Genomic DNA, 18,705 nt, shown 5'->3' with positions numbered 1-18,705 from the left:
TGGCAGGCTGACGGTCATGATCTTCATCGCTGCGAAGTTCCTCGTCCAGCCCGAGCACGCCGACGCCTGGCCCGAGATCACCCGCTCCTTCACCGAGGCCACCCGCGCCGAGCCCGGCAACCTGTGGTTCGACTGGTCGCGCGACCTCGACGACCCGAACGAGTACGTCCTGCTCGAGGCCTTCGAGGACGACGCCGCCGCCGCGCACGTGCAGTCCGCCCACTTCAAGCAGGCCCAGGCCGACCTCCCGCCGTACCTGCAGGAGACCCCGCGGATCGTCAACACGGTGCTCGAGGGCACGGGGTGGAGCGAGCTCGGCGAGCTCGCGGTCGAGCGACCCAGCTGACGGCTGCCCGGTTTCCGCACCGGGACGGCCGCCGTCCCGCTACCTTGCCCAGCATGAGACGCACGCTGGTCGCCGGTTCCGTCGTGCTGGGCCTCCTCGCCGCTCCGGCGTACGCGGACACGCCTGAGCCCTCGTCACCGCAGACACCCTCGGTCGCCCAGGCGCCCGCGTCGTTCGGCGGGGAGGCGATCGTCTATTCCAACTACCTCTCCGACACGATCTCGTGGGCCGCCCTGAACGGCGGCGCGAGCGGGACGCTCAACACGACCGGAGCGACCGTGAGCGGACCGTGGGGGGTGGCGCTGGACCCGGCGAGGAACAAGGTCTGGTGGGCCAACTACGACAGCAACACCATCGGGTCCGCGAACCTCGACGGCACCGGCGCGGGCGCGGACCTGCCGACCGGCGCGGCACCCTTCGGCGACATCTACGGCTTCGCCCTCGACCCGGTCGCCGGCGTCGTCTACTGGGCCAACTACGGCAGCAGCACCATCGGCTACGCGCGCACCGACGGATCCGGAGGCGGGACCTTCAACACCGGCACCGCGACCATGAACGGACCGTGCGGCGTGGCGGTCGACCGGGCTGCCGGCCGTCTCTACTGGGGCAACTTCGACGGCGACACGATCTCCTACGCCAACCTCAGTGGCGACGGCGGCGGCAGCGGAGACCTCGCCACCACCGGGGCCACCGTGGCCGCTCCGTGCGGCGTGGCCGTCGACCGGTCGGCCGGACGCATCTGGTGGACCAACGCGGACACCTCCTCGATCTCCTCGGCCAGCACCGCGGGTGGCTCGGGGGCCGATCTGGACATGACCGGCGCGAGCGCCGACGCGTACTACGGGTTGGCCCTGGACCCGGCCGCCGGCCGGGTGTGGTGGCCGGGCTACAACAACGGGATCAGCTCCGCAGCCCTGAGCGGTGGCGGCGGCAGCGACCTGATGAGCTCGGCCGACCTCGTCTATCCGAGCTACCCCGCCCTGCTCGACAAGCCCGTCGCAGCCGGCGCGGCTGCGGTCACCGGCGGGTCGACCGTCGGCACCCGACTCACCTGCACGAGCAGCTGGGCAGGTGATCTCGTCGAGTCCTTCTACTTCCGGTCCCCCAGCACCACCACGACGTCGTGGACGCGCAACGGCCAGCCGGTCCCGGGAGCGACGGCCGCGACCCTGACCGCGACCCAGCCCGGCAGCTACACCTGCGCCCGGACCGCGTCGAACCCCGCGGGGAGCGCGACCGCCACCAGCCCGTCGTTCACGGTCAAGCCGGTCGGTGTCACGCTCGGCAAGGCGAGGCGGAACCAGGCCACCGGGACCGCCAAGCTCAAGGTGACGGTGACCAGCCCGTGCCAGATCCGGGTGTCGGGCAAGGGCGTCAAGACCCTCTCGAAGACGGCGACGCGAGCAGGGGTGTTCCAGCTCGTGGTCAAGGCGTCCGGGAAGGCGAAGCGGAAGCTCAAGGCGACGGGCGCCGTCACCGTGAAGGTCACCGTGACGTGCACTCCGAGCGACGGGACCGCCACCACGAAGTCGAAGAAGGTGACGCTCAAGCGGGCCAGCGCTCGCTAGCCCGCCCTCAGGGGAGCAACAGCTCCGACACCAGGCGGTGGACCAGGTCGTAGCCGTGCTCGGTGAGGATCGACTCGGCGTGGAACTGGATGCCGCGGTAGTGCGGGCCGTAGAGCGCGTGGATGTCGCCGGTGTCCGGATCGGCCTCCACCCGTACGCCGGCGGGGAGCTCGGTCTGAGGGGCGACCCGGCCGACGAAGGTGTTGTAGAAGCCGACGCGCTCGGTGCGGCCGTCGATCTCGACCGGTGACTGCGTGCCCTGGAAGACGATGTCCTTGTAGGCCAGCGGCAGTCCGAGCTCGTGGCACAGCGCCTGGTGACCCAGGCACACGGCGAGGAACGGGCGCTGCTGCTCGAGCAGGCGGGCGGTCGCGGCGCGCAGGGTCTGCATCTTGGGGTCGGCGTCGTCGCGGGGGTCGCCCGGGCCGGGACCGACGATGACCAGGTCGTAGCCGTCGAGCACGCCCTCGGCGTACTCGTCGTAGCGCACGACGGTCGTGGTCAGGCCGAGCACGCCGAGCACGTGGCGCAGCATGTTGACGAAGTCGTCCTCGCCGTCGAGCACGACCACGCTCTGCCCGCGCAGCCGCGGGTCGGGCGGCGAGCCGGCCTGGTCGGTCAGCCAGAACGACGAGAGCCGGCGGTTGCGCTGGTTGAGGGTGAGGAGCACGTCCTCGTCGCTGACCAGCTCGGCGACGTTCGCGGTCGAGGCGGGCGCGGCCGGGACCAGCCCGAAGGCGCTGAGGATGCCGCCGGCCTTGGCGTGGGTCTCGGCCACCTCGTACGCCGGGTCGGAGTCGCGCACCAGCGTGGCGCCGGCGGTCACGGTGAGCCGGCCCTCGAGGTCGACGTCGGCGGTGCGGATCACGATCGGGCTGTCGACGACGGGGCCGCCCTCGGGATCGCGACCGAGCACGGCGAGCGCGGCGCCGTAGTAGCCGCGGCCCTCGGTCTCGTACTGCTTGATGAGGCGGCAGGCGTTCTCGACCGGTGAGCCGGTCACGGTGGCGGCGTACATGGTGTCGCGCAGCACCTCGCGGGGGTCGCGGTCGGTGCGGCCGGCGAGGAGGTACTCGGTGTGGATGAGGCGGCTCATCGGCTTGAGGAACGGCCCGAGCACCTGACCACCCTCGTGGCAGATGTCGCACATCATCTTGAGCTCCTCGTCGACGACCATGAAGAGCTCGTAGATCTCCTTCTCGTCGCGCAGGAAGTCCAGCAGCCGGGGCTGCAGGCCCTCGGTCTCGGCGGGGAGCCGGAAGGTGCCGCTGATCGGGTTCATCCGCACGTCGCCGCCGTGGATGGACACGTGCCGCTCGGGGCTGGCGCCGACCAGGTAGCGGTCACCGGTGAAGAACAGGAAGGTCCAGTACGCCCCGCGCTCGCGCTCGAGCAGCCGCTTGAGCACGGTGAGCGCGGTGTCGGCCCCCCAGTCGCTCAGGGTCGCGCGGTAGTGCCGCCCGATGACCAGGTTGGCGCCCTCGCCCTGCCCGATCTCGTCCTTGATGATGGCGTCGACGAGCTTGGCGTACTCCTCGTCGTCGGTGTCGAAGCCGCCGCGGTCGCTGAACTCCACGCCGGTGTCGTCGATGGCGGCGACGACCTCCTCGACGGAGTACTCCAGCTCCGACTGCACGTCCACCACGACCAGCGGCGTGCCGTCGTCGTGGGCCTCGAAGCCGCGCTCGGCCACCTGCCGGAACGGCACGGCCAGCAGCCGGTCGGCGATGTGCCCGGCCTCGGGCACGCCGGTCTCGAGGGGTACGTCGAGCAGGGACTCCACCACCGTGCGCGTGCCGCCCACCAGGCCGACGGTGTCGCGGTCGCCCGCGCGGGTGGAGCGCCGGATGATCGCCCAGGCCTCGTGCCCCTGGAGCGCGGCGATCGCGGTCCGGGCATCGGGCTTGGCGTCCATGCGCGAAGCCTAGGTGCCGCCCGGCGTCAGAGGCCGAGCTGTCTCGCGCAGTTGTCCCAGGCCCGGACGACGTAGCGGGCGTACCAGTCCTCGTGCTGCCGGTCCGGGTGCTCGCCGTCGACGAGGTTGGACAGGTGCTGCGAGGCGTACGACGGCCAGTCGGCCAGGCAGGTCCGCGGCCGGTCGGCGGCGAGCCGCTTGATCCAGGTGGCGTAGCGCTGGGTCGCGGCCACCAGGTTGGCGTTGTCGCGGGTGGGCTCGCGGAAGGGCAGGAACATCAGGACCGGGGTGTCGGCCGGGATGGTGGCCATGGTGGCGCGGAACCGGTCCTCGGTGTAGCCCACGCGGCGGTTGGTGCCGAGCTCGATGATGACCCGGTCCGGGTCGCCGTGGTCGGCCCGGTACCAGTCCAGCCGGCCGGCCAGCTCGTCCAGGCGGCGGCCCGGGCGCAGGTCGAGGGTCCAGCCGTCGGTGCGGCGGCGCAGGTCGTCCCAGGCGCGCCAGCTGACGGAGTCGCCGGTCATGAACGTGCCGCCGAGCGCGCTGGCCGGCGGCGGCCCGACGCGCCGCTCGCACACGCCGTCGACGAAGACCCAGCCGCCGCGGTAGTCGCAGTTGTGCGCCGACCGGTCCTTGGCCGCCTGGGGCAGCGAGATCCCGTCGCTCTTGGCCACCCGCGAGAGCTGCCGCAGCCGCCGCGGGCTGAGGCACTCGTCGTACCAGCCCTCGACCTCGCGCTGGCTGACGTACGTCGCGCGCGGGTCCAGGCACTGCGGCGCGTGCCGGATCACCTTGTGCCGGCGGTCGGGGTTGGACGCGCAGATGTTGATCGGCCCGGTCCACACCCGACCGAGCTGCCGGCAGCGCTGGGAGTTGATGGGCTGGCCGTAGGCCCAGCCCTTGCGGCCCGCGCGCTCGCACAGCTCGGCGTCGTGGCCCTCCTTGGTCATGAAGGCACCGCGGACGCAGTGGTGGCGCGAGCAGCCCTGGCCCGGGTAGTGGACCCGACCCGCGAGCGCGCACTGCCGCGCGCTCAGCGCGGGGTCGGCCGCGGGCGAGGAGCTGGCGACCGAGCCCAGCCCTGCGACGACCACCAGTCCGGCCCCGAGGGTGAGCACGGCGAGCAGGAGGGCTGCGTACCGGCGCACAGCGAGGGAGCCTCCCACAGCAGACGCGGCTTCTCGAAAACGGCGTGGTTGAGCCGGTCGGGACCCGGTCAGGACAGGGTGGTCAGCAGCTGCGTGGCCCGGGTGAGCACGACGTAGAGCGTCGCGCGCCCGGTCGCCGACTCGGCCTCGATCTCCTCCGGTCGGACCACGACGATGCCGTCGAACTCCAGGCCCTTGGTGTCCAGGCCGGTGAGGACCACGACCCGGTCCTCACCCGACGGGGTCACCGACGAGTCGATGGCGGCCCGGGCCGCGGGCGCGTCGTCGGCCAGCTCCGGCCACGAGGCCAGCCACGCGTTGGCCTCGGAGCGGCGGGCCACGGGCACGACGATGCCGACGGTGCCGGGGACCCGGCCGGCCACGTCGAGGACGGCCTCGCGGACCGCGGCCTCGAGGTCGGGCACGCCGGTGAGCACGCGCGGGGGCACGCCGGTCGAGCGCACCGCGGTCGGGAGGTCGGCGTCGAGGCCCACGCGCTCGGCGTACGCCGCGGCGTGCTCGTAGATCTCGGCGGAGTTGCGGTAGTTGGTCGAGAGGTGGAACTCGTGCCGCTCCTTGCCCTCCAGTGCCTCGCGCCGGGCGACCTCGGCCTCGGCCGGGTCGGGCCACGAGGACTGCGCCGGGTCGCCGACGATGGTCCAGCTGGCCGTGCGCCCGCGTCGCCCGACCATCCGCCACTGCATGGGCGTGAGGTCCTGGGCCTCGTCGATGAGGACGTGGGCGAACGGGTCGTCCTCGATGCGGTGCATCGGCGGGGTCCACGAGCGCCCGCTCGAGAGCGAGTCGGCGACCGTCATCAGCTCTTGGAGGTCGCGGCCCCCGCTGAGCAGGCCGGTCTCGTCGAGGTCGCGCTCGTCCTCGGTGCGCTGGGGCACGTCGCCGATGGCGTAGCGCAGCTCGTCGATCAGCGGGACGTCCTCGACCGACAGCGCGGTGTCGCCGCCCCACGACTTGGTCAGCAGCTGCTGCTCCTCGCGGCTCAGCACGCCGTCGCAGACCTGGGCCAGGACCTCGGGCTCGCGGAGCCAGCCGAGGACGGTGGGCGCGTCGAGCGGCGGCCACCAGGCCAGCACGAAGTCGAGGAAGGTGTCGTCGGAGAGCATGTCGTCCTCGAACGCCTCCCGGCCACGCTCGCGGCCGCGCTCGCCGCGGACCTGGCCCCACAGGGCGTCGAGGAGCGCGCCGGAGACGCGCGGCAGCTGGCGGTTGCGCCGGCCCTGGGACATCAGCTGGCGCCGCACCCGCCCGAGCCGTCCTCGGTCCAGGGTCAGCACGTCGTCGCGCCAGAAGACCCGGAAGTGGTCGGGGCTGCCGGGCGCCTGGAGCCGGGCCGCGCGCCGCAGCAGCGTGGCCATGCGGGCCGAGCCCTTGATCGCGGCCACGGCCGGCTCGTCGTGCCGGGTGGCGCGCAGGCCGTCGACGACCTCGCCCAGCGAGCGCAGCGCCACCGCGGTCTCGCCGAGGCTGGGCAGCACGCGCTCGATGTAGCGCATGAACACGCCGCTCGGCCCGACCACCAGCACGCCGCCGCTCTCGTAGCGGCGCCGGTCGGTGTAGAGCAGGTACGCCGCGCGGTGCAGCGCCACGACGGTCTTGCCGGTGCCGGGCCCGCCGCTGATCGTGGTCACGCCGCGGCTCGGCGCGCGGATCGCGCGGTCCTGCTCGGCCTGGATGGTGGCCACGATCGAGTGCATCGTCCGGTCGCGGGCCCGGGAGAGCTGCGCCATGAGCGCGCCCTCGCCGATGATCGGCAGCTCGACACCGTCGGCCTCGAGCTCGGCCAGGGCCTCGGAGTCGAGCAGCTCGTCCTCGATCCCGACCACCTGGGGGCCGGTCGAGCGCAGCACCCGCCGGCGCACCACGCGCTGCGGGTCCGCCGCCGTGGCCTGGTAGAACACCGCGGCCGCCGGCGCGCGCCAGTCGATCAGCAGCGAGTCGCGCTCGGAGTCGCGCAGCCCGATCCGGCCGATGTAGCGCGGCTCGTCGCTCACCGAGTGCTGCAGGTCGAGGCGGCCGAAGACCAGCCCCTCGTGCGCGGCGTCGAGCTGCGCGATCCGGCGCGCGGCCTGGAAGACCATGGCGTCCCGCTCGACCAGGCCACCCTCGTGCTCGAGCCGCCCGCGGTTCTCCCCCTCGCGGGCCAGCTGGCGCGCGTTGCGGGCGGACTCCTCCAGCTGGAGGTAGACCCGGTCGACGAACGCCTGTTCGGCGCCGATCTCGTGCTCGACCAGCTCGTCGTTCAAATGAGTCGTTCCCCTCGGCCCAAGTCTGTCGGGTGCCACCGCCGGAAGCGGCAAGCTCCCAAGCCTATCTCGGGAACCGGCTCGAGGGACGGCCCGATCAGGTCACGATCCAGCTGACCCGTCCGGGCCAGGCCTCGGGCCAGGCCTCGGGCCGGGCCTCGGGTCAGGGCTCGGGTCAGGCCTTGCGGCTCAGGAAGGCGGTCATCGCGGCCTTGGCCTCGTCGGAGGCGAACAGCCGGGCGCTGGTCGCGGCCATCTCCTCGCCGTACGCGTCGATCCGCTCCACCAGCTCCCGGTTGAGGATCCGCTTGGATTCCCGCAGCCCCTGCGCAGCGCCGGTGGCCAGGCTCTGCGTCACCGTGCGGACCTCCTCGGCAAGCTGGTCGCCGGGGACGGCCCGGGTCACCAGGCCGTACGCCGCCGCCTCGGTGCCGCTGAACACCTCGCCGCCCAGCGTCGTGAGCGCCGCGCCGCGTGGCGTCATCCGCGCGTGCACGGTGAGCGAGATGATCGCGGCCGCGAGCCCGAGCTTGACCTCGGTGAGCGCGAAGGTCGCGTCCTCGGCCGCGATCGCGACGTCGGCCGCGGCCACGATCCCGATGCCGCCGGCCCGCACCGGACCGCCGAGCTCCACGACCACGGGCTTGTCCATGGTCACCACCAGCCGCTGGAGGGCCACGATGCGACGCGCACCCTCCTCCATGCCCTCCGTGCTGGCCTCGGTCAGGTCGGCACCGGAGCAGAACACCCGCCCGCTGGACCGGATGAGCACGACCCGGACCGCCTCGTCGGCCTCGGCCGCCTCCAACCGCGCGAACAGCTCGGTGACCAGCCTGCGCGACAGCGCGTTGCGGTTGTGCGGGCTGTCGAGGGTGATGACCGCGACCTGGTCGGCGACCTCGAGGTGGACCAGCTCGGTCGGTGCGGTGCTCGGTGCGGAACTCGGTGCGGTGGCGCTGTCGGACATGTGCGCCACAATGCCGCATGGCCTACGACGAGGAGCTCGCGGAGCGGGTCCGTGGCGTGCTCCCTCCGGTCCCGGTGCGCGAGCGGCGGATGTTCGGCGGGCTCGCCTTCCTGGTCGGTGGCCACCTCGCCGTGGCGGCCAGCGGCGAGGGGCTGATGCTGCGCTGCGACCCGGCCGACGCCGAGCGGCTGCTGGCCGAGCCGGGCGTCTCCCGGATGGTGATGCGCGGCCGGGAGCTGGACGGGTGGCTGCGCACCACCGCCGAGGCGGTGGCCGACGACGCGGCGCTCGCGCGGTGGGTCGAGGTCGGCACGACGTACGCCGGGAGCCTGCCTCCGAAGGACTGAGCACGGTGTGACCACGGTGTGAGCCGCAGGGTCGGCCATGGGGTGGCCATGGGGTGGGCCGTCTGTACCAGACCATCCGGTGGGTCCCGCCGCTCCGAACAGGGTGCATGCGCAGCCGCCTGATGTACGCCCTGTTCGGGGTGCTCGCCACCCTCGTCGGCGTGGCTGCGGGGCACCTGGTCGCCGCGCTGCTGAACCCGGCCTCCTCCCCCGTCCTCGCGGTCGGCTCGCAGGTCATCGACCTGACGCCCACCGACCTCAAGGAGTGGGCGATCCGGCACTTCGGGTCCAACGACAAGCGGGTGCTCATCGGCTCGGTCATGGGCGGCGTGCTGATGCTCGCCGGCGTGGCCGGGCTGCTGGCCCGACGCCGCTTCGTCTACGGCGCGGGGCTGCAGGTGCTGCTCGTGGGCGTCGCCGCGTTCACCGCGCTGCACCGCCCCGCCGCCGAGGGCGTCGACGTCGTGCCCTCGCTGGCCGCGGTGGTGACCGGCGTCGGTGCGCTGTGGCTGCTGGTGCGGCGGGTGCCGGCGGTCCGGGGGGCGCAGCCCGACGACGACAGTGCAGCAGCTCCAGGCGCACGGGGGTCCGGAGATGCTGCGCTGTCGTCCGGGCACAGCCGTCGAGGGGTCCTCATCACCGCCGGCGTGCTGGCCGCGGCGGCGGCGGTCATGGGCGGCGCCGGCCGGCTGATCGGCCAGGCCCGGGCCAAGATCAGCGACATCGCCTTCCCGGCGGCCGCCGACGCGGCGCCGGCGCTCCCGGCCGGGCTGGACCGGCAGGTCCCCGGCATCACGCCGTTCCGCACGTCCAACGCGGACTTCTACCGCGTCGACACCCGCCTCGACGTGCCCGTGGTCGACATCGACTCGTGGTCGCTCACCATCGACGGGATGGTCGACAAGAAGCTCAGCTTCTCCTTCCAGGACCTGCTCGACATGCCGCTCATCGAGCGCGACATCACGCTGACCTGCGTGTCGAACAGCGTCGGCGGCCCCTACGTCGGCGGCGCCCGCTGGCTCGGCGTCCGCCTCACCGACCTCCTCGAGCAGGCCGGCGTCCAGGACGGCGTCGACCAGATCTTCAGCACCGACGTCGACGGCATGACCATCGGCACGCCGTACGACCTGGCCACCGATGGCCGCGACGCCATGATCGTGGTGGCCATGAACGGCGAGCCGCTGCCGCGCGAGCACGGCTACCCCGTGCGGATGGTGGTGCCCGGCCTCTACGGCTTCATCAGCGCCTGCAAGTGGATCGAGAAGATCACCCTCACGACGTACGCCGACCAGGACAGCTACTGGACCAAGCGCGAGTGGGCGACCGACGCGCCGATCAAGATCTCCAGCCGCATCGACACCCCGAAGGTGCTGGAGAAGATCCCGTCCGGCGACACCTTCATCGGCGGCGTGGCCTGGGCGCAGCAGAACGGCGGCGTGGCCAAGGTCCAGGTCCGCATCGACGGCGAGGCCTGGCAGGACGCCCAGCTCGGGCCGAGCGGCGGCAACGACTACTGGCGGCAGTGGTTCATCCCGTGGAAGGCGACCTCGGGCTCGCACACGCTGGCCTGCCGCGTGGTGGACGGCGCAGGACAGGTGCAGACCGACGTGCGCGCCGACCCGTTCCCATCGGGGTCCTCCGGCGTCCAGAGCCTGGTCGTGACGGTCGCCTGAGCAGTAGCGTCCCCGTGTGCTGAGACGCCTCTTCACCCTGCTCGTCGTAGCCGCCCTCGGCCTCGCCGCCACGGGCACCGCGGTGGCCGCCGGCGGCGGGCACCGCCACCGCGCCGACCTGAGCGTGCAGGGCGGGAGCGTGACCCTGAGCGGGACCACGCTCGCCGGCTCGTTCCGGGTCAAGGCCAAGCGGAGCGCCCGGGCCAAGGCCACGACCGCAGCACTGCACGTCCGGGCGGGCGGACGCGACGTCGTGGCCGGGAGCTTCGCGGTGAAGGCGGTCCGCCCCGGACGGACACGGACCGTGTCGGTCTCGGTGCCGCTGCCGGCCTCGCTGCCGGCCGGCCCGGCCCAGCTCGTGGCCTGCGCCGACGAGGGCCGACGGCTGCGCGAGCGGTCGGAGACGAACAACTGCCGCGCCGTCGGCACGATCACGGTGCCGACGGTCAGCTCGGTGCCGAACGACCCCATCGCCTTCGAGCCGGACACGGTGCTCCAGCTCAGCTCCGGGGTCACCGACTACTGGCTGACCGTCCCCCCGTCGTACGACGCGTCGCACCAGACGCCGACCACGCTCTTCGTCTGGCTGCACGGGTGCGGGGGCGAGGGCCGGTACGACATCTACGACGTCTCGCCCGGCGGCGCGGCTCAGAGCTGGATCGCCCTGTCCGTGGGCGGCACCGAGGGCGGGTGCTGGGACGTCGACACCGACGGGGCCAAGGTCTCCGCCGCGATCGCGTCGGTCAAGACGCACTTCAACATCGACCCGCGCGCGGTGGTCCTCGGCGGCTACAGCTCCGGCGGCGACCTGGCCTACCGGACCGCGTTCTACGACGCGCGCAGCTTCGCCGGCGTGCTGGCCGAGAACACCTCGCCGTTCCGCGACACCGGCTCCTCGGCGTCGCAGTCCATCGCCGCGGCCAGCTGGAGGTTCAACGTGGTGCAGCTCGCCCACCTGCAGGACGACACCTACGACATCGCGACCGTCCGCCAGGAGACCGGGGTCCTCGAGGCCGCCGGCTTCCCGGTGACGCTGGTCGAGCGCCCCGGGAAGCACTACGACGCCGGCACCGTGCCCGACCTGCAGAGCGTGCTGCTGCCCTACCTCCGGGCCGGGTGGCGCGCGCCGGCCTGAGGCTCAGTGCCCGGCGGGCGGGCCGCCCTGCTGGACGAAGTCCTGCTGCCGGATGGTCAGGAAGCACACCACCGCCGCGGCGAAGGCCAGCACCATCGCGATCAGCGTGATGTGGTTGAGCGCGTCGACGAAGCTCGACGTGGCCACCGCGGCCAGCTGCTCCCGCACGCCGGCCGGCGCGGAGGCGATGACCGCCTGGGTCTGGCCACCGGTGACGGCCTCGGCGATCCGGTCGGACTGGTCCGCGGCCGGCGTACCGGCCAGGCCGCTGCGGATCCCGTCGGCGACCTGGTGGGCGAAGATCGTGCCGAGCACGGCGATGCCGGTGGCGATGCCGACCTGGCGGAACGTCGAGTTGATGCCCGAGGCCATGCCCGAGCGGTCCACCGGGACCACGCCGACCGCCGTGGAGGCGAGCGGCGTGTTGATCATGCCGATGCCGACGCCGGAGACGAGCAGGCCGGGGATCAGGTGGGTCCAGGAGGAGTCCGGGTGGATGCCGTGGACCAGCAGCAGCCCGACGCCCAGCACCGTGAAGCCCGGCGCGATCAGCCACTTGGCGGGCACGTGCTCGGTCAGCCGGCCCGCGATCGCCGCGGCCACGAAGGACGCACCGGACAGGAACAGGAACCGCACGCCCGCGCCGACCGCGGAGTAGCCGAGGACGTTCTGCACGTAGATGACCAGGTAGGTCAGCAGCGAGAAGATCGACGCGCTCACCGCGAACGCCGCGACCAGGCCGCCGGTGAAGGTCGGCTTGCGCAGCAGCCCGAGGTCGAACATCGGGTGGGCACCGCGCAGCTGGACCAGGACGAACACCGCCAGCAGCACCGCCGCCGCCACCAGGCACGCGATCACCCGGCCGTCGCCCCACTCGGTCTGCCCGGCCCGGATCAGGCCGTAGACCAGCGCGGCCAGGGCCAGGCTGAAGGACACGAAGCCCGCCCAGTCCGGCCGGCCGGCCCGCGGGTCGTGCGACTCCTTGACCCGCCACACTGCGATGGCCACCGCTGCCAGGCAGATCGGGATGTTGACGAAGAAGATCCACCGCCACGAGATGCCGCTGGTCAGCACGCCGCCCAGCACCGGACCGACGGCCACGGCGACACCGGTCGTCGCCCCGAAGGCCCCGAACGCCACCCCGCGGTCGCGGCCCTGGAAGGCGGAGGCGATGAGCGCGAGCGCGGTGGAGAACATCGCCGCCCCACCGATGCCCTGGAAGGCCCGGGCCAGCTGCAGGAAGAAGATGTCCTGCGCCGCGCCGCAGGCGATCGAGCCGACCATGAACAGCAGCGTCCCGATCACGAACACCTTGCGCCGTCCGAAGAGGTCGGCCAGCGAGCCGGCGGTCAGCAGCAGCGCCGCCAGGCTCAGCGCGTAGGCGTCGATCACCCACTGCAGGTCCGACAGGCTCGCGTCGAGCTCGGACTGGATGTCGGCCAGCGCGACGTTCACGATCGTGATGTCGAGCAGCAGGATGAACACGCCGAGGCAGACCGCCGCCAGCGTCCACCACTTCGGGTCGCGGCCGCTGCTCGGGCGCCTGGCGCCTTCCGCGGAGTCCTTGGCGTCCGCCGCGGCCTCGTGGGCGCCCGGTCGGCCGACCGTCGACTCGAGCCGCTCGTCGGCCTCGGCCTTCGCGTGCTGGCCGGCCGCGTGCTGGCCGTGACCGCCCCTGCCCTCGTCGTTCTCGGTCACGAGTCGTCCCTCTCCGTGCTGGGGGTGTGGCGTGTGGTGCGGGTGGGATACGCAAACCGCTTAACGATTACCCTGTGAGCGTAGGTCTGAGCGTGAACATGTGCAAACCACTTAACGATTAGGCGGTGGGCAGATCGTGGAGGAAGGCCTCCGGCCGGAGCTGGCGGCGTCGGCCGGCCACGTGGTGTGGCGTGCGTCGGCACGCGTGAGCGCGACCGTGTCCGAGGTGCTGCCGTCCGGGGTCGACGTGCACGCCTACGCCACCCTCCTCGCGCTCGCCGACCTGCGCCCGCGCACGCAGAAGGCCCTGGCGGAGTCGGTGTCGGTGAGCCGCACGACCCTGGCCAAGGTGGTCGCGAACCTCCTCGAGGACGGCCTGGTCGAGCGGGTGCCCAACCCGGAGGACGGCCGCTCGTTCCTGCTGGTGCGCACCGCCGAGGGCCGGCGCACGATCGAGCGCTGGCGGGCTCACGTCGAGGGGCTCGAGTCGGCCCACGGAGCCGGGTTCTCGGACGAGGAGCGCCGCGAGCTGCGTGACCACCTGCGAGTGGCCGTCGACCCCTACCTGCCGGCCGGGTTGCCGGACTCCCTGCTCCACAGCACCGGGTTCCTGGTGACCCGGCTGCACGCCCTCATGCACGCGCGGGCCGCGGAGGCGCTGCGGGACCTGGAGCTGGAGCCGCGCGACCTCGGGACGCTGATCCTGCTCTCGCAGGAGCGGCCGGAGTCGCAGGCGGTGCTGGCGCGCGAGCTGGGGGTCAGCCAGCCGATGGTCGTGCACATCGTCGACGCGCTGGCCGGCGCGGGGGTCGCGGTGCGGGTCCGGGGACCTCAGGACCGGCGGCTGAACATGGTCGAGCTGACCGAGCACGGGCGCGTCGTCGCCAAGGACGCGCTCGAGCGGGGACGCGCCGTGGCCCGTGAGGTGCTGGGCGAGCTCACCTCCCGGCAGCGCGACCGGCTGGTGGCGCTGCTGGTCCGGCTGGTCACGGGCGGCTGAGCACCGCTCGCCACAGCAGGTACGCGCGACCCTCGACCGGCACCTCGTCCAGCGCCTCGAGGCGTACGCCGTCGTGGGCCAGCGCCTCGACCTCGGCGCGGGTGAGCGTCCAGGGCGGCTCGGCGGTGCGGGGCTCATCGTCGCGGCGCACCATCTGCACGACGAGTGCCGTGCCGCCGGTCCCGAGCAGGCCGTGCAGGCCGGTGACAGCGGCCTCGCGCAGCGAGGGGTGCAGCGCCTGCAGGGTGTAGATCTCCACGACCAGGTCGAAGCCGCGGGCCAGGTCGGGGTCGAGGTCGAGCAGGTCGCCGACGCGGTAGTCGACGGCCGAGTCGGGGTAGCGCTCGCGCACGGCGGCCACCGCGGCCGGCGAGATGTCGAAGGCCGTGGTCTCCCAGCCGAGGCGGGCCAGGTGCTCGGAGTCGGCGCCCAGGCCGCAGCCGACGACCACGGCCCGGCGGCCGGCGCCGGGCGCGGGCGGCTGGGCGAAGGCGGCCAGGACCGGGTTCGGGTCGGTGTGGTCCCAGGGGAGCGCGACGTCGCCGCGCCCGGCGGCCGACCACAGCTCGTCGTACCAGCGGGCCGGCTCGCCGTCGGCGACCGCCCGGGTGCCGAGCTCCTCGGCCAGGCCGTCCCAGTCGTCCCAGGCGCGGCTCACGGCTTGGCGGAGGCCACGGCCTCCTCCTCCTCGGGCGACATCGGCTGGTCCGAGCGCCACCCGGTCACGCTCTTGGCGTAGGACCGGGCCTCGCTGCGGCCGTGGATCGCGGTCAGCACCACGCCGTCGCCGGCGTCGTCGAGCAGGGCCAGCGACCACGACAGCCGGCCGCCGACGTCCTGGCCGTGGGCGGCGAAGGCGTCGTAGCGAACGACCCCGAGGTGGCGTACGGCGCCTGCGGCCTCGGCCCGGAGCGCGGCCACCTCCTGGCGCAGCCCGACGACGTCCTCGGGCAGGGCGTCGACGTCACCGGCACCGCGGGGCGGGCGGCGCAGGCCGAGCCCGGCCACGGCCAGTGCGGCGAGGGCGACCAGGAGCGAGACGACGACCAGGAAGGTCACGCGCACCAAACTACGATGCTGCGGTGACCGGACCGCGACGCATCGCCTACCAGGGCGAGCCGGGCGCCAACTCCCACCAGGTGTGCCGCGAGCACTACCCGGACCTGGAGGCGGTTCCCTGCGCGTCGTTCGAGGACGTCTTCGCCGCGGTCGAGGGCGGCGAGGCGGACCTCGCGATGATCCCGATCGACAACTCCATCGCGGGCCGGGTGGCCGACATCCACCACTTCCTGCCCGACTCGGGGCTGCACATCGTGGCCGAGCACTTCCTGCGGATCCGGTTCCACCTCATGGGCATCCCCGGCGCCCGGCTCGAGCAGATCCACACCGTGCACAGCCACGTCCACGCGCTCGGCCAGTGCCGCAAGGTCATCCGGGCGCACAACCTCACCCCGGTCATCTCCGGCGACACCGCCGGCGCCGCCCGCGAGGTGGTCGAGGCCGGCGACCCGACCCAGGGCGCGATCTCGCCGCCGCTGGCAGCGGAGATCTACGGCCTCGAGGTGCTGGCCGAGGACGTCGAGGACGAGGACCACAACACCACCCGGTTCGTCGTGCTCTCCCGCGAGCTGGTGGAGGCGCCGCCGGGCCACGGACCGGTCGTCACGTCGTTCATCTTCAACGTGCGCAACCTGCCCGCGGCGCTCTACAAGGCACTCGGCGGCTTCGCCACCAACGGCGTGAACATGACCAAGCTGGAGAGCTACATGGTCGGCGGCGAGTTCACCGCCACCCAGTTCCTCGCCGAGGTCGACGGTCACCCGGCCCACGCCGGCCTGGCCCGCGCGCTCGAGGAGCTGGCCTTCTTCACCACCGACATCAAGATCCTCGGCGTCTACCCCGCCGACGCCTTCCGCGCGCGCTGACGCGACGGGAGCCGCCCGACCGACGCGCCCTGCGGGTCGCGCAGGGTGGCGGTCCGCCGTGGCCGCGGGCAGGTGGGGGCTGCCCAGACTCCCGCCCGGACACCACCCCGGCGACCGGGTCGCCGGCCACGGTGCCGACGTCGTCGCGGAACGCCCACCCCAGGAGCTCCCCGCAGAACACCCGGGCGGCCCCGGGATCGGGGGCGGCCAGCTCGACGCAGCACGGGGTCTCCTGGGCGTACCGGTCCACGGTGCTCACCACCGGAGCCGGGCACGGCGCGGCCCGCGACTACCCTGCTCAGGTGGAGCAGGACCCCCGGATCGAGGACCTCGGGTTCGCGCGCGTGGACGTGGACCGCGCGCGCCGGACGGGCGACGCCGAGGTCGTGTACGGCGCGGGCAAGACGCCGGGCCAGGTCATCGCGATCCTGCGGACCCTGCACGCCACGCACCCCGACCGTGCGGTGATGGCCACCCGGCTGTCGGAGGAGGCGCTGGCCCAGGTGGCCACCAGCCTGCCCGAGGCGTCGGTCGACGCGGTGGCCCGCGCGGTCACCCTCGGCCCGCTGCCGGAACCGCGCGGCACGGTGGCCGTGGTCTCCGCCGGCACCAGCGACCAGTCCGTCGCCGCCGAGGCGGCGCTGAGCGTGCGGGTGCACGGCGGCGGCGTGGACCTCATCGAGGACGTCGGCGTCGCTGGGCTGCACCGGCTGCTCGCGGTCCAGGACCGGCTCGAGGCCGCGGACTGCCTGGTCGTCGTGGCCGGCATGGAGGGCGCACTTCCGTCGGTGGTCGGCGGCCTGACCGGCGTACCCCTCGTGGCCGTCCCCACCAGCGTCGGCTACGGCGCGTCCTTCGGCGGCCTCGCGGCCCTGCTGGCCATGCTCAACTCCTGCGCACCCGGGGTGACGGTGGTCAACATCGACAACGGGTACGGCGCGGGGGTCTTCGCCGCCCGCGTGGCGCGCGCCGCGGGCCGGTGACGACCGTCTGGGTCGACGCCTCGGCCGGGGCGAGCGGCGACATGCTGCTCGGCGCCCTGGTCGGAGCCGGCGTCCCGCTCGAGGTCCTGCAGGCGGCGATCGACGCGGTCAGCCCCGAGCCGGTCCGGCTCAGCACCGAGCGGGTGACCCGGCACGGCTTCGCGGCCACCCGGGTCCACGTCGACGTGGCCGACTCCGCGCACCACCGGACCTGGCGCGACATCCGGGCCCTGCTGCCCGAGGGCACCGCGCACGACGTCTTCGCGCGCCTGGCCACCGCCGAGGGCGCCGTGCACGGACACGACCCCGACGACGTGCACTTCCACGAGGTCGGCGCCCTCGACGCGATCGCCGACGTGGTCGGCGTCTGCGCTGGCTTCGCCCACCTCGGTGCCACCGAGGTCGTGGTCAGCCCGGTCGCGGTCGGCTCCGGCAGCGTGCGGACCGAGCACGGCCCGCTCCCGGTCCCGCCGCCGGCCGTGGCCGAGCTGCTCCGCGGCGTCCCGTCGTACGCCGGACCCGGCACGAGCGAGTCCTGCACCCCGACCGGCGCGGCGCTGCTCACCACCCTCGCCACGGCGTACGGCGGGCAGCCGGCCATGACCACCGCGACTGTCGGCGTCGGCGCGGGCGGGCGCGACCCCGAGAGCCACGCCAACGTGCTCCGGCTCCTGGTCGGCGAGCCGAGCGGGGCGGCCGCACAGCTGCACGTGCTCGAGGCCAACGTCGACGACCTCGACCCGCGGCTGTGGCCCGAGGTCCTCGCCGCGCTGCTCGACGCCGGCGCCCGCGACGCCTGGCTCACGCCGATCCTCATGAAGAAGGGCCGCCCGGCCCACACCGTGCACGCCCTGGTCGACACCGAGCTGGCCGACGCGGCCCGCGCCGTGCTCTTCCGGGAGACCAGCACCATCGGCGTGCGCGACCACGCCGTCGGGCGCACCGCCCTGGACCGCGCGACCACGACCGTCGCGGTCGCCGGCCAGGAGGTCCGCGTCAAGCTCACCGCCCACACGGCTCAGCCGGAGTACGACGACGTCGTGCGCGCGGCCCGCGCCCTGCGCCGTCCGGTCCGCGACGTGCTGGCCGAGGCGACGGCGCTGGCGCGGACCACCCGCTGATGGACCTCGCCGCCCTCGCCCTCACCTTCGGCGCGATCTTCGTCGTCGAGCTGCCGGACAAGACCTTCCTGGCCACGCTGGTCCTGGCCACCAAGTACCGCCCGATCCTGGTCTGGCTGGGCGTCGGGGCGGCCTTCGCGGTGCAGACCACGGTCGCGGTGCTGGTCGGCCACGCGGCGTCGTTCCTGCCCGAGGAGGTCATCAAGGTCGTCGCCCTGGTGATGTTCCTGGCCGGCGCGGTGATCCTGGTCCGCGAGGGGCGCAGCCACCAGCAGGACTCCGGCGAGGAGTTCGCCGACGAGGCCGAGCCGGCCACCGGCTTCCGCGCCGTCGTGGCGTCCTTCCTCGTCCTCTTCGCCGCCGAGTGGGGCGACCTGTCGCAGCTGCTGACCATCTCGTTGGTGGCGCGCTACGAGGCGCCGGTCAGCGTGTTCATCGGCGCTCTGGCCGCCCTGCTGCTGGTCAGCGGGCTGGCCGTGGTGGCCGGCCGGACCCTGATGCGCTTCGTGGCCCTGCACGTCCTGCACTACGTCGGGGCCGGCGTCTGCCTGCTGCTGGCCGCGCTCACCGCCTACGAGCTGCTGGCCTAGGGAGCAAGGGTGGCCCGCGCCACCC

Annotated in this window: 17 protein-coding genes; 10 read left to right on the top strand and 7 right to left on the bottom strand. The window is 73.6% G+C overall.

Going from position 1 to position 18,705, the window contains the following annotated elements; genetic code table 11:
• Positions 1–16 precede the first annotated feature (16 nt).
• Positions 17–346 (top strand): putative quinol monooxygenase, encoded by a 330-nt coding sequence (locus G5V58_RS23615; protein WP_165237817.1) that lies wholly within the window; start codon positions 17–19, stop codon positions 344–346.
• 53 nt (positions 347–399) lie between these two features.
• The gene (locus G5V58_RS23610; protein ID WP_165237815.1) at positions 400–1,914 is read left to right on the top strand and encodes a YncE family protein; all 1,515 of its coding nucleotides are present in this window, start codon (positions 400–402) and stop codon (positions 1,912–1,914) included.
• Positions 1,915–1,921: 7 nt separating this feature from the next.
• Here the strand turns inward: G5V58_RS23610 and G5V58_RS23605 are convergent, their stop codons facing one another.
• From G5V58_RS23605 to G5V58_RS23590, 4 genes are all read right to left on the bottom strand, one after another.
• Complete coding sequence (locus tag G5V58_RS23605; protein ID WP_165237813.1) at positions 1,922–3,829, bottom strand: anthranilate synthase family protein; 1,908 nt, start codon at positions 3,827–3,829, stop codon at positions 1,922–1,924.
• 26 nt (positions 3,830–3,855) lie between these two features.
• Positions 3,856–4,977 (bottom strand): SGNH/GDSL hydrolase family protein, encoded by a 1,122-nt coding sequence (locus tag G5V58_RS23600; RefSeq protein ID WP_165237811.1) that lies wholly within the window; start codon positions 4,975–4,977, stop codon positions 3,856–3,858.
• A 68-nt stretch (positions 4,978–5,045) separates the two neighbouring features.
• Positions 5,046–7,241 carry a HelD family protein gene (locus G5V58_RS23595; protein ID WP_165237809.1) on the bottom strand — a complete coding sequence of 732 codons (2,196 nt, stop codon included), beginning with the start codon at positions 7,239–7,241 and terminating at the stop codon, positions 5,046–5,048.
• A gap of 175 nt (positions 7,242–7,416) precedes the next feature.
• Positions 7,417–8,208: an enoyl-CoA hydratase-related protein gene (locus tag G5V58_RS23590; protein WP_165237807.1), complete on the bottom strand. Its 792-nt coding sequence runs from the start codon at positions 8,206–8,208 to the stop codon at positions 7,417–7,419.
• 17 nt (positions 8,209–8,225) lie between these two features.
• Here G5V58_RS23590 and G5V58_RS23585 point away from each other — a divergent pair, with 17 nt between their 5' ends.
• The 3 genes from G5V58_RS23585 to G5V58_RS23575 all read left to right on the top strand — a co-directional run bounded on the left by G5V58_RS23585 (position 8,226) and on the right by G5V58_RS23575 (position 11,363).
• Positions 8,226–8,555 (top strand): TfoX/Sxy family protein, encoded by a 330-nt coding sequence (locus G5V58_RS23585; protein ID WP_165237805.1) that lies wholly within the window; start codon positions 8,226–8,228, stop codon positions 8,553–8,555.
• A 107-nt stretch (positions 8,556–8,662) separates the two neighbouring features.
• Positions 8,663–10,228 (top strand): molybdopterin-dependent oxidoreductase, encoded by a 1,566-nt coding sequence (locus G5V58_RS23580; RefSeq protein ID WP_165237803.1) that lies wholly within the window; start codon positions 8,663–8,665, stop codon positions 10,226–10,228.
• A gap of 16 nt (positions 10,229–10,244) precedes the next feature.
• A complete protein-coding gene (locus G5V58_RS23575) occupies positions 10,245–11,363 on the top strand; it encodes a CARDB domain-containing protein (protein WP_165237801.1) in 1,119 nt (372 codons plus the stop codon).
• Positions 11,364–11,366: 3 nt separating this feature from the next.
• Here G5V58_RS23575 and G5V58_RS23570 read toward each other — a convergent pair whose 3' ends face one another.
• A complete protein-coding gene (locus G5V58_RS23570) occupies positions 11,367–13,061 on the bottom strand; it encodes an MFS transporter (protein ID WP_230486904.1) in 1,695 nt (564 codons plus the stop codon).
• Positions 13,062–13,266: 205 nt separating this feature from the next.
• Here G5V58_RS23570 and G5V58_RS23565 point away from each other — a divergent pair, with 205 nt between their 5' ends.
• Positions 13,267–14,061 carry a MarR family winged helix-turn-helix transcriptional regulator gene (locus G5V58_RS23565; RefSeq protein WP_165237799.1) on the top strand — a complete coding sequence of 265 codons (795 nt, stop codon included), beginning with the start codon at positions 13,267–13,269 and terminating at the stop codon, positions 14,059–14,061.
• On the opposite strand, the gene G5V58_RS23560 is transcribed toward G5V58_RS23565, so the two are convergent.
• Positions 14,048–14,719: a class I SAM-dependent methyltransferase gene (locus G5V58_RS23560; protein WP_230486903.1), complete on the bottom strand. Its 672-nt coding sequence runs from the start codon at positions 14,717–14,719 to the stop codon at positions 14,048–14,050. The genes G5V58_RS23565 and G5V58_RS23560 overlap by 14 nt on opposite strands.
• On the bottom strand, positions 14,716–15,120 hold the full coding sequence (locus G5V58_RS23555; protein ID WP_230486902.1) for a DUF4446 family protein: 405 nt from the start codon (positions 15,118–15,120) through the stop codon (positions 14,716–14,718). The genes G5V58_RS23560 and G5V58_RS23555 overlap by 4 nt, the downstream gene beginning before the upstream one ends.
• A 23-nt stretch (positions 15,121–15,143) precedes the next feature.
• On the opposite strand from G5V58_RS23555, the gene G5V58_RS23550 reads away from it, so the two are divergent.
• The 4 genes from G5V58_RS23550 (at position 15,144) to G5V58_RS23535 (ending at position 18,680) form a co-directional block, all read left to right on the top strand.
• A complete protein-coding gene (locus G5V58_RS23550; RefSeq protein WP_165237795.1) occupies positions 15,144–15,986 on the top strand; it encodes a prephenate dehydratase in 843 nt (280 codons plus the stop codon).
• 302 nt (positions 15,987–16,288) lie between these two features.
• Positions 16,289–16,969, top strand: a complete 681-nt coding sequence (gene larB, locus G5V58_RS23545; protein WP_230486901.1) for a nickel pincer cofactor biosynthesis protein LarB — start codon at positions 16,289–16,291, stop codon at positions 16,967–16,969.
• A complete protein-coding gene (gene larC, locus G5V58_RS23540) occupies positions 16,966–18,090 on the top strand; it encodes a nickel pincer cofactor biosynthesis protein LarC (protein ID WP_165237793.1) in 1,125 nt (374 codons plus the stop codon). Before larB ends, larC begins: the two co-directional genes overlap by 4 nt.
• The gene (locus G5V58_RS23535) at positions 18,090–18,680 is read left to right on the top strand and encodes a TMEM165/GDT1 family protein (protein WP_165237791.1); all 591 of its coding nucleotides are present in this window, start codon (positions 18,090–18,092) and stop codon (positions 18,678–18,680) included. The genes larC and G5V58_RS23535 overlap by 1 nt, the downstream gene beginning before the upstream one ends.
• Positions 18,681–18,705: the final 25 nt, after the last annotated feature.

The organism is Nocardioides anomalus (genome assembly GCF_011046535.1).
In the GTDB taxonomy this organism is placed as follows: Bacteria; Actinomycetota; Actinomycetes; order Propionibacteriales; family Nocardioidaceae; genus Nocardioides; species Nocardioides anomalus.
The sequence above is the reverse complement of the archived record's forward strand: the minus strand, read 5'-3'. Positions and strand labels throughout refer to the sequence as shown.

What these genes read in the sequence shown, in the direction of transcription:
- G5V58_RS23615 (WP_165237817.1), top strand. Translation starts at nt 17, where the DNA reads ATGATCTTCATCGCTGCGAAGTTCCTCGTCCAGCCCGAGCACGCCGAC.
- G5V58_RS23610 (WP_165237815.1), top strand. Translation starts at nt 400, where the DNA reads ATGAGACGCACGCTGGTCGCCGGTTCCGTCGTGCTGGGCCTCCTCGCC.
- G5V58_RS23605 (WP_165237813.1), bottom strand. Translation starts at nt 3,829, where the DNA reads ATGGACGCCAAGCCCGATGCCCGGACCGCGATCGCCGCGCTCCAGGGG.
- G5V58_RS23590 (WP_165237807.1), bottom strand. Translation starts at nt 8,208, where the DNA reads ATGTCCGACAGCGCCACCGCACCGAGTTCCGCACCGAGCACCGCACCG.
- G5V58_RS23585 (WP_165237805.1), top strand. Translation starts at nt 8,226, where the DNA reads ATGGCCTACGACGAGGAGCTCGCGGAGCGGGTCCGTGGCGTGCTCCCT.
- G5V58_RS23580 (WP_165237803.1), top strand. Translation starts at nt 8,663, where the DNA reads ATGCGCAGCCGCCTGATGTACGCCCTGTTCGGGGTGCTCGCCACCCTC.
- G5V58_RS23535 (WP_165237791.1), top strand. Translation starts at nt 18,090, where the DNA reads ATGGACCTCGCCGCCCTCGCCCTCACCTTCGGCGCGATCTTCGTCGTC.